The following is a 16,274-nucleotide window of genomic DNA, read 5'->3' as shown; positions in this document are numbered from 1 at the left end:
CTGCTGCTGATTGTGCTGCTGCTGTTTGTGCTGGTTCCCGCTTCTGCTGTTTGCCCGGAAGGGCGGCGGCTCATCTGCCGGTGCAGGCGATGGAGCCCGCTTCCAGCGGGGAGAAGGCCCCATCCGAGCGGACGATCATCACCTGGACGCAGGTCTCCCCCGACGGATTGGTTTTCACCCGCACGGAAGGCTGCGCGACGGACTGGTATTCCCCGCCGCCGCCGATGGTGTAGACCCGCCATTTGTAGGTGTCGCCCTCTTTGGGCTGCGGGTTAACCCAGGTGAAGGAGGCGTCACCGTCGCCGCCCACGGTTCCGGTGAGGCCTTCCACGTCCGGTACGGTGCCGTTGTCCAGGGCATCGGCGGGCGGCCTGCTGGCTTCCTGGCTTTGAACTGCCTTGGGTTCCTCCGGTGCGGCGTTGGCCATCACGATGCCCACCACCGCAGCGAGGGCCAAGAGGGTTCCGCCGGCCGCGGCCAGCCACAGGTTGCGCTTTCCGTGGTCCGCGCCGGGAGCCGGAGCCTCTGCCGGTTGCCCGCTGCGTGCCGGGCGGTGGACGGTGGTGTCTGCAACGTCAGCACCGCCCAGGGGGCCGGCGTCGGGAGCCTTCCCGTGGGCGGCTGCCGTGGTGCTGCCGGAAGCACCGCGCAGGACTGTGGACTGTGCCCCCTCCTGCGGCCGGGGTGAGGGAACAAACGGAGCCACGGGCGCCAGGGCGGCGGGCGGGGTAAACCGCGGCGGCGGGGCTTCCGCTGCCGGGGCTTCCGGCCACGTGCGTGCCGGGAAGGTGGGGGCACTGCCCGTCCCCTCAGGATCGATGGCCGCGATGCTCCGGACGCGGGTTTCCTCGAAGCCGTCGTCCGGGTGGCTGTCCTCCTGGTGCGGCTCCTCGAGGACTTCGAAGGGCGTTACCGAGAGGTTGAGCTCAGCCTGGATGCGCTGCAGGGCCAAGGCGAAGGCGTGCGCGGACGAGTAGCGGGACTGAGGGGACTTGGCCATGGCCGTGGACAGGGCCAGTTCCAGCGATTCGGGGACGTCGGCCCGCCCCAGCTGCGGCACCGGAATGTTGCTGATCCGGTTGATCAGCTCGCGCTGGGAGTTGTCCGCGCCCGGCATCACAAAAGGCGACCGGCCGGCCAGCAGGGTGTACAGCGTTGCGCCGAGGGCCCACACGTCCACCATGACGCCGTCCACATTGCCGCCGGAGAACTGTTCCGGCGGGGACCAGGGAATGGACATCCCGGACTCGTCGTCGCTGTCGCCGGCGAGGGTTCCGGAGATCCCAAAGTCGGTCAGGGCCGGACGGTTGTAGTCAGTCACCAGGATATTGGCGGGCTTGATGTCGCGGTGGGCGATACCCGCGCGGTGGGCTGTTTCGACGGCGGACGCCACCTGGATGCCGACCGCCAGCACTTCGTCCACACTGAACCGCTGCCGCCGGTACCGCACGTCCAGGCTGGGCCGGGAACAGTACTCCATGGCCAGGTAGGAATGCCCGGAGTCGGTCACCTCAGCTTCAAAGATGGTGACGATGTAGGGGTGGGAGGACAGCTGGGCCATCAGGTTGGCTTCGGACTCGAAGCGGCGGCGGGCGCCCTCGGTTTTCAAGTCCGAGAGCAGCACTTTGACGGCCACCTTGCGCCGGGGCCTGTCCTGCTCATAGAGGTAGACGTCGGAGAACCCGCCGGACCCGAGCAGGCTGATATACGTGAATCCCGGAATGTGGGGGGGCGGCGCAGGCGGCCGTTTGGAACTCAAGGAATCTCCTCAAAGCGCAGCGAGATGTTCTCTCCCAGTTCTGCGATATCGCCGTCAAGCAGGATGGCCATCTCGTTCTGGGCCAGGCGGCGCGGGGCCTGGCCTTCCCGGACCAGGACGGTTCCATTGGTGGCCTTCAGGTCGCAGAGCATCACGTGCCAGCCTTCAAGCCGGACTTCGACGTGTGAGCGGGAAATGTCTCCGCCGGGGCTGGCAACCTGGACCAGCCGGGGCATCACCCCACCCTGGACGCGGGAAACCGATGGCTGCCGGCCGATCACCAGCGACTGGTCAAGGTCCACCAGTTCTCCGGTGGAGATGCGCATCCGTCCCAGGCGGGGGCGCGCAACCTGAACGGCGTCCGGTAGCAGTGCAGCGCCGCAGGTGGCGCAGTGGGCGCTGGTGGGTGGATTCGCGTGGTTCTGCGGGCAGACCCGGGCGAGGACCAGGGGCCCTGAGGAAGCATCAATCACTGCCGCTGCAGGACGGGAGGACATTCCCGGCAGTTGGCTTTTTATGACCGTCTGCCCGTCGTGATCTGTGTCGTCGCCGATCACGGCCTGCGGCGCTGGTTTCGCGGACCCTCTCTCACCAACCGCGGGGACTGCAGCCAGCGTCGGCGACAGCGCTGCCGGTGCTGCTGACAGGGCTGCTGGTTCTGGTGACGGCGCTGCCGGTGCTGGTGACAGGACTGCCGGTACAGGTGACGGCGCTGCCGATACGGGAAGGGGTGGCAGGGCTGCTGCCGGTGCCGGTTGGCTGTCCGGTCCGCCTGTCCGCCACGGCACGGAATCGATAAGGCCACCGGCAGGGGATGGCGGGGAAGGTTTGCCGTGTTCGCCGGCGGCAGGAACGGATGCGGCAGGGGCCCCGGCTGCCGCCGCCACCTGGTCCACTCCCTCCTCCGGCGGGTTGCTTCCCTGCCCGGAAGGCGCGGAGTCAGTGGCGTCTGCCGGTGGCGCCGCCTCCTCCACGGCTTCCTCGCCAGAGTCAGCGTCAGGATCTTCGCGCACCGCGGCATCTTCGATATGGCGTATGACGGTCCGCTCCCACAGGTGGTCGTAGGAGCTGGTCACGTCGCTGGCCGGGGCCGTGCCGGCCGACCCTGTGACACCGTCGGAAGAGCTGCCCTCCTGCACTGCCTTGGCTTCCGAACCTGTGGCGCCGTGGGATGCGGTGCCGTCCGACCCTGTGGCGCCGTCGGATGCTGCGCCGGCGGAAGCCGTCACGCCATCGGCTGCCCCGGGTTCCTCGAAATCCTCATCAATCACCGCGTAGACCGTCTCAGCCGAGGCGCCGTGCTCGGGTGCGACGGTTAGCTCTGGAAGATTTGCGGCTTCCCCTTGTTCCGCAGGTTCAGGTGCCGGCTGGGGCTCCTGTTGAATCCTGGCTTCCAGCTGAGGCTGGACTTCCTGCTGAGGCTGGAGTTCCTGCTCAGGCTGGACCGAGACATCGTCGCCCGAGGCTTTAACGGCTACGGCTTCAAGCGCTACGGCGCCGGTGGTGGCAGCGGCACCTTGAGTTCCGGGCTCTTCCGGAAGCAGCAGGGACTGCAGCAGTACCACCCCTTCGGTCAGCGGCAGCTCCGGGAGGCCGTCATGCGCGGTGCCTCCGGCAGCCGGAATCGTCAGATGGCACAGTCCGGGCAACGCGAGGCGCCGTTCGGTCCAAGTGGTGACGTCCCGGCCGCTAAGCTCCACCACGCCGTCGGGAGAGTGCACTGTCACGTCCAGGTCCCCGCGCAGGAACACGCGAAGGGGGCCGGTGAAGTCGAGAAGGCCGAACGAAGGGATGTTCGCCAGGGATCCCCCGCGGCTGTTCGTCACTGCATGCAGTACCTCGTGCACCTCCGGTCGGGTTGCCAGCAGGTCCCAGAGTGCAGCAACCAGGGCGGGCGGGGTGTCCGGTCCCAGGAGGACGGCGGTGCGGGAGCGGACAATACCGAGCCAGGTCCCGGGAAGGTAACTAGTGGCTGCCATCGCCCGGGTCCCCGCTTTCGCTGGCAGGGGCGGAATCCGGCGCGGGCTGCGCTGATGGCGGGACTGGTGGTGGCGCGGCTGCTGGTGATTGGGCCGCCTGCTGGGCCGGCTGCGACCGGGGCAGCGTCACTTCGTCCTCGGCTGCGTCCGGGCGCGGGGCTGTAGCGGCTACACCGGCGTCGTTCAGCACGTTCCGGGCGTCCACCACGATCGCCGTCACGTTGTCCCTGCCGCCGCTGCGGAGGGAGGCCTGGATCAGTTCATCCACGGCGTCCTGAGGATGGCCCACGGTGCTGAGGATCCGGAAGATATGCTCGTCCGTCAGCTCGCCGGTCAGCCCGTCGGAGCAGATGAGGATGCGGTCCCCCTCCTCCACCGGCAGAAGCCAGTAGTCCGCTTCCGTCTCGTCACCGGTACCCAGCGCCCGCGTCACCACATGCCGCCGCGGATGGACGGTAGCCTGCTCCGCAGTAATCTCCCCGGCGTCCACAAGCTCCTGGACCTCCGAGTGGTCCACGCTGATCTGTTCGAACTTTCCTTGGCTCAGGCGGTAGGTCCGGGAGTCCCCGATGTTCATGACCAGCCAGTAGGGCATCCCCATCTGCTCCACAATGACTGCACCGGCCAGGGTGGTGCCGGCCCGGGCACCGGTGGCCTCGCGGATGGAGCTGTCCGCCCGGACCAGGTACTCCTGAAGGACGGCTGCCGTGACGCTCCGCTCGCCCGTGGCGAGCTGGGGAATTGCGGCGAGGGCGCGGACACACATTCCGCTGGCTATCTCGCCGGCTTCGTGGCCGCCCATCCCGTCCGCCACGGCGAATACAGGGTCAGAGGCGATGTAGGAATCCTCGTTCAGCTCGCGGCGGAGTCCCCGGTCCGTCCCGTAACCGACGCTCAGGCTTGGCCCTGCCCCCGGTTCGACGCTGGAGGGAACGCTTGCGGGTTGTTGGTTCATGCCTGTCCTAGGTAAAAAGTGCGGTCCCCAAAATGGACACTGGATCCCGGGGTCACAAATGCGGGGACTCCCGGCTGGAGTGGCGTGCGGTGTCCGTCGGGGGTGGTCACGGCGCTGCCGTTGGTCGAATTCCGGTCCGTCACCCAGATACCGGCTCCGTCCGTCAGCAGATGGAGGTGGGTCTTTGAAATGGAGCGGCCAGGGTCGTCGACGGCGAGCAGCTGGGCCTGCTGTTCGCCCGACTGGCCCACGGGGTTCCGGCCGACCAGCACGCTGCGGTCCAGCTGGAAGTCGCGGCCGTCGTCCAGCCGGATACGGAGAACTGCTACGGGCGCAGGGGCGGCCGCTCCCGGGCGGACCTGGGTGCGGTCAACGTCCTCGTCCGGATGGTGGTGCCGGGCCAGCGGTGCGGAATCATGAAGTCCAGTGGGCTGCTGCGGGGCCTGGAACTGCGGGACCTGGAACTGCGGGACGTGGGGCTGCGGTGCCTGGGGAGTTCCTGCAGGGCTGGACACCGGCACGTGCTGAACACGGGTGTGGGCCGGCTGGGCATCAATCACCTTCGGCCCGTTGGCACCGGCCACCGGCGATAACACCTGCTGCACAGGCGGAAGATTCATGGGCGCAAAGCTGTAGGGACCCTGGATTCCGCCGGTGGTGACCGGGTTTCGCCCGGCCTTGACGTCAAAGGCCAGCGTTTTGGCTGCGGCATCGTGCCACCCACGCAATGTGCCGTTTTTGTCCCAGGTGTTCGAAACCACCACCAGCACCGCCCAGACCGCACCCGCCAGCACCAGCGGGGCGAGGATCAGCAGGGCCGCCTCGAACCATGTGAAGACCACCACGAGGACCGCGACGAGCAGCGCCAGGATGATGCCTGCACCCGTTATCAAGCCACGCAGGAAAACGGCACCGGCACCTGGGGCGTAGCCGTCATTGTCGGCGCTGCGGATCCCCATGAGCAGGTTCCCGGGGGTTTTGCCCGTCCGGGCTTCCGTGCCCATCACAGCCACCAGGTAGACAAGGGTGAGTCCCAGGCCAATGCTGCCGAACAGCACCAGGGACGCGGTGTCGTAGATGATGAACCCGCCGCTTCGGGTACGCGTTATTCCGGCGAAGCCAAGGGCAAACGTCACTACCAGCACTGCCAGGGGCGGCAGCCAGTCGATGACGGCAGCGCCAAGCCGCTTGCCCGGCGTCGCCGGAACAAGCTGAAGATTGACTGCCATTCCCGTTCCTCCCCCTGGACCGGATCCCACCTGCACGATGGACCCGCCGGCGCTCCCCTGGCCCGTGCCCGCATTCACGATGCCCACAGCCTGAAGCGCCCGGGGCATTTCCACTACCGGGATAGTACCGGGAATCCCGGACGGGCGCGCGGCGGCAGGCGGTGCTTGCGGGTCCGGCAGCGGCTCAGCCCTGCCGAGGCTGCGCGCTGCCCGGTTGGGCAGCGGCGCCCCGCAGGCAGTGCAAAAAGCGGCTCCGGCGCGGACCAGTTGCCGGCAGTGCGGGCAGCGCACTGTGACGTCCGTCACTGGGTCCTGCGTCCCTGCATTTTAGATTCTTGCGTCGGGGCCTCCGGCGCTGGCACTTCGCCTGTGGCACTGCCGAAAGGACGACGGCGGCCAGTTCCCCTAAGCAACGGCAGGACCGGCAGTGCCAGCCTGGTCCCGCGGAGGTTAAGGACATACCGGGCGTCGGCGAGCAGTGAGCGGGGAGAGAACTTCGCCTGCTGCCGGCGCCAGAACCCCACGGCGGACGCCATTTCTTGCAGCGAACCGTCAACAATTGTCCAGTATTCGCGGACCTCGTCCTCGCTGGGCTGGCCGGCGCCAAAGATCGATGCGTCGGCGCGCCGCGCGAGCATGGTGGTGGTACCGCCACTGGACGGGAATGCCTCGGCGAGCACTTCGGCGCTTTCGCGGCGCGTTGCACGGGTATCGACGGCGGCTCCCATGTCGGTGGCAAGGCTCACCACCTCATTCCAGCCTCCGCCAACCCGCTGCGCGGGGTCGCCGTCCCTGAAACGGGCCTTCCGTCGTCGTGATTTCATCAGGGCAATCAGCAACAGCGGCAGGGCGAGGATCGACAGCGGGATCAGGGCAATGCCCAGCGCGCCCAGCAGGGCTCCCCAGAACAGCCAGGGGTTGTTCTTTTTTTGGTCCGCGTCCAAGGCATCGGGCGAGGAGTCCGGCGGCAGGTCAGCGGGTTCCTGCGGCGGTGGCGGCGGCTGCAGGACCTGCGGCTTGGGCTTGGACTTGTTTTCCGGGTCCGGCGGAATGGGGACGTTGTCCATGGGCGGAGTGGGGTCGAAGCTGACCCAGCCCACCCGGTCAAATGCAACCTCCACCCAGGCGTGCACGTTCTTGCCGGTGATCTTCACCTCGCCCGCCCCGTTTTCGGGGCTGGTGGGATCCGGATAGAAGCCCATCACCACGCGGGACGGAATGCCCAGGTGGCGCAGCATCAGGGACATCGCCACGGAGTACTGTTCATCGTCGCCGAGCATCTGCTTTGCCGTCAGCAGGTTCCTGATCCGGGCCGAACCGTGGCCTGAGACGCTGGGCAGCTGGCCTTCACTGACCAGTCCGTTGCTGAAGGCGCCCGTCTTCTGGAAGTGGGCTTCGATCTGGCGGACGCGGTCAATGGCGGTGGGGGCATCTGCTGACAGGTCGTTGGCCTGCGATCCCACCACCGGCGGAACCTCAACGGCCTCGGGAAGGGACACCGGCGCGAAGTCGTACTGCGTCAGCTGCCCGTGTTCGAGCTTGACCGGATCGGACACTTGGACGCTGTACGAATCGCCCCGGGACAAGCCGTTGGTAGTGACGGCAGTATCGGTACCGGAGTTGAAGTACAGGCCCTGGGCTGCCGCGGAACCGCTCCGGTCAAAGCTGAGGCCTGTGGTCTTCCGGCCGCCGGGAACGAAGAAGCCCTGGTAGTCCTCGATGGTGATGCCAATGGAGTACTCGTTGGTGGGAACCGCAGCGGAGGTGTCAGCGAGGGTGTTGATGGACTGGGTATCCCCCACCTTGCTGAAGTTGCCGGAGCCGTTGGGGTCCATGGTGTAGTTGGTGCCGTTGAAGGCGTCCAGGGCCCCCAGCCTTACCCGGGCGTCGCGCGGAAGCCCCTTGACCACAAAGAGGGTGTCATCCTTCTTGTCCTTGACGAACGTCCGGAAACTCGCCAAGGGGGTGATGTAGTCCTTGGGATCGAAGGGCGGGACCACCACGTTCCGGAGGACTTTCCGGTCTCCCCCGGCAGTCACAAGCGGGGCGGCAAGGGCGGTGACGGCCACGCTGACGGCGATGACGCCGGCTGCCATTCCCAGCCTGCGGATTTTTGCCCGCCGGAGCGTGGCGGAATCCGCCTGGGGGTTGTTGACCGCGACTTTCCCGGACGTGTTTCTCCGCAGGGCATCCCGGCGGAACGTTGCCCAGGCGATTCCGAGGACAGTCAGGCCGATGCCGCGTTCGAGGGTGAGGAAGGCTGCGTTCGTGCTGAAGGCGATACCCGTCACGAAGAGGACCAGTACCGGGATCAGCGGGAGGTAGGGGCTCCTGGCCCGCCAGGTCAGGACCGCCGCCACGAGCCCGGCGACCAGGGAACCCAGGAACGGGACAATGAGGACACCACCCGCTGTCCCCACCGGAACGCCGACAGTCAGCATGTCCTTCCAGGCGAACACGATGCCCAAAAGAAGGGTTCGGAGCGAGTCCAGGGTGGGGACAAAGCCGGCGATGGCCGAGTCCGGCACCGCCAGCAACGTCCCGAAGACGAGGTAGGCGCCGAGGACAAGGGCGGTGGTGATAAGCAGCCCAAGGCGCAGGTGGGCATTGAGGACGCCGATGGCCAGGCCCAGGATGATGCCGCCGAATCCGGACAGGAGGTAGTAGGGATCACCGCCGAAGCTGAGCCCGAACCCAAGCAGGCCCAGCCCCAGGAGCACGGTCAGGGCGCCGGCGTCGAGCAGGAAATGCCAGAGTGGCTGGCCGTCTGCAAAAGCCGATTCCGGCGCGTTGCGCGATGGCTGCCGCGCGGACGGCGTGCGTGGGCGCAAGCCTGGTGCCGAGGTCATGCTGCCGCCTTCCGCAGGACGATGCCGAGATCGTCGAGGTCGCCCAGGGTGAGCACTGTCAGGTCGGCGATGTTGGCCCTGCTGGATGCCGCGCCGGCCTCGACACGGACGGCGAGGCTGCGGACCCCGGGCGGAACGGACGCGGCGGCGGACCGGAGCTGGGTGGCGGTGACGTTGCTGCCAACAACAAAGAAGACCACCGAGGCGTTGGGAACGGTGTCAGCCAACGTCCTGGCTAGGTCGACGGCCGTGCGGCGCATGGGTGCTCCAACGATCCTGGTCATGTCATCGAGCATGGTCCGGCCGGTTTCGCAACGCAGCGGGCCTCTCTGGGTGAGGACGTCCAGTTCACGCTGCTCGCGGATTGCCTGGCGTCCAATGGAGGCAGCCGCGGAGACGGCCATCTCGAACTCCGCCTCCGACGCATATTCGTCAGTGTTAATGGATAGCGAGACGGCAAGGTGCGCGCGGCGGGTCTCTTCGAACTGGCGGACCATCAGCTTGTTGGTCCGTGCTGTTGTTTTCCAGTGGATGTGCCTCCTGTCATCGCCGGGAACATAGTCCCGCAGCGCATGGAAGGACACATCGGCGCTGGATAGTTCAGTGGTGGGCATGCCTTCCAGGTCCCGGATGAAACCGGCGGCGGAGCCGGCAAGGGCAACGGTCCGGGGGTGGACAAAGAGGTCCTCCGGTTCAGTCCACAGGACCTGCCGGCGCAGGAGGTGCAACGGGTCGGCCCGCACCGAGCGCACGGGCCCGACAACGATCACGGCGCGGCGTGCGGTGGGGATGGTGAAGAGGTCCTCATGGACCTGCTGCGGCTTCATGCGGGGCAGGTGGAAGACGGCAGTGACGCCGCCCACCGGCAGCTCCACCGCTGCCGGCAGCAGAGGGCGGTTCGAGGTGTTGGTAACAGCGATGCTGCCCACGGCGCTGTCGCCCACGGCAACGCGGGTCCGGGCGAGGTCCAGGACCACGGCGTAGGTGGAACGGCCGAGGATGAATCCCACAGCGATCACAAACATCACAAAGGCTGCAACCGCTGCTGCTTTTGCTTCCTGCCACCCGTAAGCCTGTCCGGCTGTCCAGAGCAGGACGGCGGTGGCAAGGACTGACCAGCCCAGAACACTGACCACTGAAAGTACCGGCCACGCGTACTTCAGCCAGGCCGCGCGGGCAGCACGCCATGCCGGTGCCAGGGCGAGTCCTGCAGTTGTGCCGGCCTCGCCCCAGACGGACGAGGGGTGCAGGGCCGTGGGGCGGCCGTTCCTGCGGAAGGGTTGCTTGAGATGCTCCGCGATCCGGGTCAACGGGGTGCCGCTGGACATATGTGTGCCTTCGTTGTTGCGCTGGGTTGGGTTGTGCCGGTGGGGTGCGGCGTCAGGCGCTGGCCCGCTGCTGGGGAGCAGCGACGTCCGCCAGGATGCGGGTCAAAACGGCTTCTGCAGTGGCTCCGGAGAACTCGGCTTCGGGGTCTATCACAAAGCGGTGGGTCCACACCACCGGTGCAAGTTCCTTGATGTCGTCGGGAAGGACGAAGTTGCGTCCCTGGGCTGCTGCCCACACCTTCGCGGCCCGGACCATGGCCAGTGCGCCCCGCACGGAGACTCCAAGCCGGGTTTCGGGCGCGCTGCGGGTCTCTTCGCAGAGCCGGGAGATGTACTCGAGGACCGCTGTGTCCACGTGCGCCGTTGCGGCCAGGTCCGCCATGTCCGCGATTGCCTGGGTGGTGATGACGGCCGAAAGCTCCTTGGACCGGTCCTTCAGGTTGGATCCGCCCAGGAGCCGGACGGTGGAGGCGTGGTCCGGGTAGCCGATGGAGGTCTTGATCAGGAAGCGGTCCAGCTGCGCTTCCGGCAAACGGTAGGTGCCCGCCTGTTCGATGGGGTTCTGCGTCGCCATCACCATGAACGGGCGTCCGGCGGAGTAGGTGACGCCGTCAACGGTGACCCGGGATTCCTCCATGACCTCCAGCAGTGCCGACTGGGTTTTGGGCGACGCGCGGTTGATTTCGTCGGCCAGGACAATGTTGTTGAAGATCGGGCCCTTGTGGAACTCGAACTTCTGCGTCTTCTGGTCATAGATGGTCACGCCGGTGACATCCGAGGGCAGCAGGTCCGGGGTGAACTGGATGCGGTTGTTGGAGCCCTGCACCGTGGCGGCCAGAGCCCGGGCCAGGGAGGTCTTGCCGGTGCCGGGGGCGTCTTCGAACAGGACGTGCCCCTCGGCAAGCATGGCGGTGAAGGTCAGCCGGATGACGTGTTCCTTGCCCAGCACGGCCTGGCCGACGTTGGCAACAAGCTTCTCGAAGGTTCCTGCAAACCATTCGGCCTGCTCGGTGGTCATGGTCATGGAGTAAGTCCTTTTCAGTCTTGGTGGTGCTCGAAGTGGGGTCGGTAGGCCTAGCGTTGCGGCATGCCCGCGGGCGGACCCTGGCCGTCCCGGTTGGTGGTGTCGTGCCGGACATAGTTACCGGCGGCAGGGCCGGTGGTCAGGTGGTACCAGATGCCCGAGGGGTTCTCGGACGTCTTGTACCAGACCACGTAGAAGTCCGATTGCGATGGCGTGTTCTCCGGCAGCCACTTGCCGCCGCCGACGCAGGACGACGGGTTTCCCGCCCGGAAGCTGTCGACGCCATACCCCGGCTCGGTGCAGCTGCGCACCGGTGTGGCGGTGATGGTCCAGGACGTGGGGACCGGGGGCGGTGGTTCTGCCCCGCTGCGGGAGGTATCGCTGCCAATGCGACCGGCCTGGCCGCCGCTGATGGCGCGAACCTCAAGCTTGTGGGTCTCACTGAAGCCGACACTCTTGGAGAAGGAACGCTGCTGGGTGTCCTGCCACGGTCCGTTGTCCAGGCTGTACTGGTAACCCGTTACGGCGCGGCCGTTTCCGTCCGGCTGGTTCCAGGTCCAGGAGACCGTTTTGTCTCCAACGCCGCTGCTGTTGCTGCCGGTGACATTGGGAGCGAAGGCGAGGCCATATGGAGTGACGGAGTTGGACGGAGCGCTTGCGTCACCTGCAGCAGAACTGCGGGAAGAAACCGCCCAGACCACAACCGCTGTATTCGTTCCATTTTGGGCGGGCACCACACCTCCACCGGCAGGAATGCTGCCGGTTCCACCCCCTGAGGTCAGGCTGTAGCGGTAGGTGACTTCCCCGGCGGTGGAGCCGTTCCGCTGCGCATCCGTTAGCTGGGAGAAGCGCACATCGATCTTGCCGCCATTGCCGCTTGTTTCCACCAGTGATGCCGTGGGAGCGGCCACGGTTCCGGGCTTGCCTACGGCCCGGATGGCCGCTGACTGCGCGCTGGTCCCGCTGGTTCCGGCCTTGTTGGTGGCGGAAACCGTGAAGGTGTAATTGGCCTCGGAGTTGTCCACCGTGACGTTCTGCGAGGTGCCGGCCACCTGCTGGCTGGACACCACCGCGCCGCCGCGGAGGGTGGTGAGGGTGTAGGCCGAGACGGCGTCGCCGTTGTTGCTTGGTGCCGTCCACGTGACCTTCAGCTGGCTTTGCGCACCAAGGGAACCCGCTTGGGAAGCCGCGGGGGCTGCAGGCGTTGCCGGCACGCCTGCCGGCACTTCGGCAGCCGAGTACGGGCTCCACTCGGACGGCTCCTTGGCATCGTTGCGTGCCAGGACCCGGACTTTGTAGGAGACGCCGTTCTGCAGGCCCTTCCAGACGTAGCTGACAGCGGTCAGGTTCTGGATCTGTGCGTTTTGGCCGGCCGGCGGCGGAGAGATCTCCAGGTCGTAGGACTTGACGGGTGATCCCTTGCTGGCCGGTGCGGTCCAGTTGACGGACAGTTCCTTGTCCCCGAACTTCAGCGACGGGGCCAGCGGGGTATCGGGCTTCACGTCCGGACGCACCTCTGCTGAGGCGGGTGAACGGTCCGATTCGCCGAACTCATTGGTGGCCGTCACCTGGAAGTGGTACTTGGTGTTGTTCACCAGGCCGTTGAGGGTGCAGGTATTGGCCGGGCAGTCCTGCTGGAACCCGCCCTCGCCGTAGACGGTGTACTTGGTGATGGGCGAACCACGGTCCGCCGGGGCGGACCAGGTGAGAAGTGCCGTCTTGTCCCCCACACTCTGCGCCTGGGGGGTGGCGGGGGCCTCCGGCTTGTCCTTGACCGTGAGCCGGACGCGGGCGGTAGCCTGCCGGGACGGGTCCTCCGTCTTGTCGGACACCGTGTAGGACACCACCATCGTTCCCGTGAAGCCGGGCGCGGGGGTCACTGTCACGGAATCACCGTTCACCTCAACGTTGCCGCTGCCCGTTTCGGCACCGGCCGCGATGATCTTCAGCGCGGTTTCCGGGAACGGGTTTGCGTCGTTGGCCAGGACATTGACCGTCACGGGCTTGCCCGCAGCCGCATTGGGTTCCAGGTCGTCGTTGGCCACCGGCTTCGGCCGGTTCGAAGCGGTCACCGCCAACTGGTACGTTGCGGTGGCTTCGAGGCCGCGCGGGTCCCTGGCCTTGACCTGGACGGCAGCGGTGGTTCCGGTGCCGCTGGAATCGGCAGCCGAGACCTTCAGGGTTTTGCCGTCGACGCTGGCGTTGAATCCGGCGGGCGAACCGCCCACCAGTTCGTACTTCATCCTCTCGACGTCGTCGCCGTCCGGGTCCGAGGTCAGCTTCCCGAGGTCCGTGCTGGCGGAGTCGCCCTTGGGGATATCCACGCTGGCCCCCAGCAGCTCCGGCGGGTTGTTTTTGTTGGGATCCGGCAGCACCTTGGTGCGGATGCTGAGCGTGGACTTCAGCCCGGCAGGATCATCGGGCCCGGTTCCGTCCGTCACCTCAAATGTGAGTGAACCCGGGCCCACGTAGTCCGTGCCGGCCGTGTACTTCAGGCCAGTGCCGTCACCGGTCACCGGGTCCCCGCCGTCGGCACCAATGAGTTTAATCCGGTCAGCCTGGGTCAAGCGCGGGGAGCGGCCTTCCCGGACCTTGACCCATTCGCCGAGGTCAACGTCCACGGACTGGCCGGCGACAACCTCGATGACCTCGTCCTTGGCCAGGGTGGGAAGCTGCTGGCCGAGGCCCGGTACCCAGATGACCGCCGTCGACTGCTGGCCGTCCACGTCCTCCACGGTGTACGGAATGAGCTGTGGCTGCTCGGTGAGGTCCACGATCATGGTGCCTTCAGCGCCGGGCCGGGCGGTGGTGGCCCCGGTGCTGATCTTGAGGTTCTCGCCCACGCCGTCGGGGTCCTCGTCGTTTTTCAGGACGGGGACGTCGACGGCGGTCTTCCCCATGGTCTGGGCTGACGTCACCCTGTCATCGCGGGCGATGGGGGCCTTGAGGGGTACCTCGTTGTCCACCACGACGCGAATGGCGGCCTGCGCGGAAGCGTCCCTGTCGTCGGCGACGGTGTAGCGCACATTGACGGTTCCGGCTTCACCCGGCGCCAGCAGGATAATCCGGCCGCTCGTCCTGCTGACGGTTGCCTGGAGGGCAGCGTCAGCTTCGATGCCGTCCGTGAGGATGCGGATCAGGTCTCCGTCGGGATCGGTGTCGTTCCCGGTGGCATCGACGGCGATCTGGCGCCCCGGGCGTACCCGAACTTCGTCGTCCACAGGCGTTGGTTTCTGGTTGATGTCGCCGCGGGGCGCGATGCCGACAGTGACTGTTCCGGTATTGACGGCCCCCTGCCGGTCCACCACTTTGTAGCGGAACGTGTCCGTGCCGGCGCCGTCACCGGCAGCGGTGAAGTCGATGAAGTTGCTGCCAACGGTCGCCGTGCCCATGGCGGGAGTGCTGTCGATACCGGTCAGCTGCACCGAGTCGCCGTCGGGGTCAATGCCGTCCAGCGGAACGGGAATCCGGACAGTGCCGGCGGCCACCACCCGGGCAGTGAGGTTGCGCGGCTGCGGGCGCGAGTTCTCGGCGCCTTCCAGTGGCAGGATATGGATGGTCACCGCCGCGGCGCTCTTCTGGCCCTGCGGGTCCACGGCGTTGTAGATGGCACGGACTGTCTTGGGCTGGCTGCCGGCGATGAACCGAAGGGTGTTCTCCGAGACGAAGCTTTTCCCGGCCAAAGGATCCACGCCCTGGGGCAAGACCGGATCGACCGTGAGTTCCTGGCCCTGCGGGTGGGTGTCGTTGTCCAGCACCGGAATGGTGACGACGTCGTTGACGCGGACGTTCACCTCGTCCGGCTTCGGCTGGGGTGCTTCCACCACGGCGGGCGCCGGGACCGGCACCACGGAGACGCTGCCGGTGGCCGACTTCTTCCCGTTGGACATCGTGTATTCGAAGAGAATCGGGTCCCTGGTTCCCAGGATGTCGGTGATGCGCAGGACGCTGTGGTTGATCACGCTGACGGACGCCGTCGAATTTTCCGGCAGCTTCACGGACTGCAGGACCAGCACACCGCCGGAAGGATCGGAGTCGTTGGCCAGCGGATCCAGCAGCACGCTGCCGCCCGTGGGCATCAGTGCTACGTCGTGGACGGCAACCGGGTTGCCGGTATCGTCGCCGGATTCCACGTCAACGCGGATCAGGCCCTGGCTGCTTTGCGGACCGTTGCTGGCAATGTACGTCAGGTAGACGGGGCCGGGGGTGGTGCTGCGGAACGTAAAGGTGCCGCCGTCGGTCACAGGGCCCAGTTCAGCGGGGCCGTTGGCTTCCACCTGGGCCAGGCGGAGGGCTCCTCCATTGGGGTCCACGTCGTTTTTCAACGGCGAGATGACCAGGTCCTGGCCCACCACGGCGGTGACGTGGTCGGCGTTGACTACCGGCGCCAACGCTCCGGGCGGCTGGACGTTGACCACGACTTTTCCGGTGACGGTGGCGCGGCCGTCCCAGATGGTGACTTCCACGTTCTTTTTGCCGGCCGTTGCACCGGAGTCCTGGAAGGTCAGCAGGCCGTCGCGGCGGACCTTCACCTGGTCCTGGTCGTTGTCAGCCTTGGCGTCGAGGAGGACCAGGTCATCGCCGTCAGGGTCGATCCAGTCGGTGAGGATGTTCTGGCTGACGGTCTTGCCCTGTTCCACCAGCATGGTGGTGGTGTCGCCGCGCTTGAACTGCGGCGGTTTGTTCTCCTCCGGAGCCGCCACGCTGAGGGTCACCTGGCCGGCGGCGGAGAGGCCGCGCCCGTCCGAGGCGTTGTAGCTGAACGTCTCGGTCCCCGGTTTGGCGTCGGCCGGGACGGAGATTTGGAAGGCGGTGCCGCCGTAGATGTTTTCCAGCGTTCCGGTTTGGGGACCGGTATCCGCCAAGGCGGCGGTGAGGACGTCGCCGTCGGGGTCGGAATCATTGTCCAGGACGCTGAGGATGGTGGTTCGTCCGGGGCGCACGCCGACGGCGTCGGGCTTGGTTTCCGGGGGACGGTTGGGTTTGGTGCGGTCCGGCAGGACGTTGATGGTGTTGTTGTCCGCCGATTCCTGGTCCTGCTCGTCGGATTCGTTCTTGGGTGGAATGACGTCGTCCCAGTTGTTCACCAGCTGCATGTTCTGGTTCACCAGCCATACGTTGCCCGAGTTCACGTCGTTCAGGACCACCAGG

The 16,274-nt window shown here is 66.8% G+C and carries 8 protein-coding genes; all 8 read right to left on the bottom strand.

Features of this window, described 5'->3' with window-relative positions:
• Positions 1-70: 70 nt before the first annotated feature.
• Positions 71-1,759, bottom strand: a complete 1,689-nt coding sequence (locus tag AC5RV1_RS07255; RefSeq protein WP_493994042.1) for a serine/threonine-protein kinase — start codon at positions 1,757-1,759, stop codon at positions 71-73.
• Entirely contained in the window at positions 1,756-3,738 is a 1,983-nt protein-coding gene (locus AC5RV1_RS07250) for an FHA domain-containing protein (RefSeq protein WP_493994041.1), read from the bottom strand. Before AC5RV1_RS07250 ends, AC5RV1_RS07255 begins: the two co-directional genes overlap by 4 nt.
• Entirely contained in the window at positions 3,725-4,693 is a 969-nt protein-coding gene (locus AC5RV1_RS07245) for a PP2C family protein-serine/threonine phosphatase (protein ID WP_493947359.1), read from the bottom strand. The genes AC5RV1_RS07250 and AC5RV1_RS07245 overlap by 14 nt, the downstream gene beginning before the upstream one ends.
• On the bottom strand, positions 4,690-6,228 hold the full coding sequence (locus tag AC5RV1_RS07240) for an RDD family protein (RefSeq protein ID WP_493994040.1): 1,539 nt from the start codon (positions 6,226-6,228) through the stop codon (positions 4,690-4,692). Before AC5RV1_RS07240 ends, AC5RV1_RS07245 begins: the two co-directional genes overlap by 4 nt.
• Positions 6,225-8,771: a transglutaminase TgpA family protein gene (locus AC5RV1_RS07235; protein WP_493994039.1), complete on the bottom strand. Its 2,547-nt coding sequence runs from the start codon at positions 8,769-8,771 to the stop codon at positions 6,225-6,227. The genes AC5RV1_RS07240 and AC5RV1_RS07235 overlap by 4 nt, the downstream gene beginning before the upstream one ends.
• Complete coding sequence (locus AC5RV1_RS07230) at positions 8,768-10,099, bottom strand: DUF58 domain-containing protein (protein ID WP_493994038.1); 1,332 nt, start codon at positions 10,097-10,099, stop codon at positions 8,768-8,770. Before AC5RV1_RS07230 ends, AC5RV1_RS07235 begins: the two co-directional genes overlap by 4 nt.
• Before the next feature lie 52 nt (positions 10,100-10,151).
• Positions 10,152-11,123, bottom strand: a complete 972-nt coding sequence (locus tag AC5RV1_RS07225; RefSeq protein WP_493994037.1) for an AAA family ATPase — start codon at positions 11,121-11,123, stop codon at positions 10,152-10,154.
• Positions 11,124-11,173: 50 nt separating this feature from the next.
• Positions 11,174-16,274 (bottom strand): Ig-like domain-containing protein (locus tag AC5RV1_RS07220; RefSeq protein ID WP_493994036.1); only part of this gene is annotated, 5,101 nt, incomplete at its 5' end.

Source organism: Arthrobacter sp. Hb9-2, from assembly GCF_059091165.1.
This window is presented reverse-complemented; position numbering and strand designations above follow the sequence as displayed.